General features: G+C 41.5%; 2 protein-coding genes. Both read left to right on the forward strand.

Annotated features, from left to right (window positions below; translation table 11 throughout):
- Positions 1-259, forward strand: a 259-nt coding sequence (locus J7R05_RS08250) for a biotin/lipoyl attachment domain-containing protein (RefSeq protein WP_208541876.1), incomplete at its 5' end; no start/stop codon positions are given.
- Between the two features lie 4 nt (positions 260-263).
- Positions 264-439: hypothetical protein (locus tag J7R05_RS08255; protein ID WP_208541877.1), on the forward strand; the 176-nt coding region annotated here is incomplete at its 3' end.

A 439-nucleotide genomic window follows, 5' to 3' on the forward strand; every position in this document is an offset into this window, starting at 1 on the left:
TGTTGATTTACCAAAGAAGGGGACACAGCTTTCTAAGGGGGATTCTGCTGCTGTTGTAGAATCAGTGAAAGCGGCTTCAGATGTTTATGCTCCTCTTGATGGTGAAGTGGTTGAAATGAATGAGGCATTGGCAAATAATCCTGAACTGGTTAACCAAAAGGCTGAAAAAGAAGGTTGGCTCTGGAAAATGACATTGCAGGATGCAACGCAACTTGAAGGGTTGCTGGATGAAGCTGCTTATAAAGCATTGATTGGATGAGTCTATGCAAGAACGTCATTTTTTTTCTCGCCATATTGGACTTCGTCCTAATGAAACACAAAAAATGCTTGATGTTTTAAAGCTTGATTCCCTTGATGCACTTATTTCTCAAGCTGTTCCGCACTCTATTCATTTGGGGCGTTCACTTAATCTTCCAAAGGCAGTTAGTGAAAGGGAAGC

Origin of the sequence: Bartonella capreoli, assembly GCF_902813205.1 — a bacterium.
GTDB classification, from domain to species: Bacteria; Pseudomonadota; Alphaproteobacteria; order Rhizobiales; family Rhizobiaceae; genus Bartonella; species Bartonella schoenbuchensis.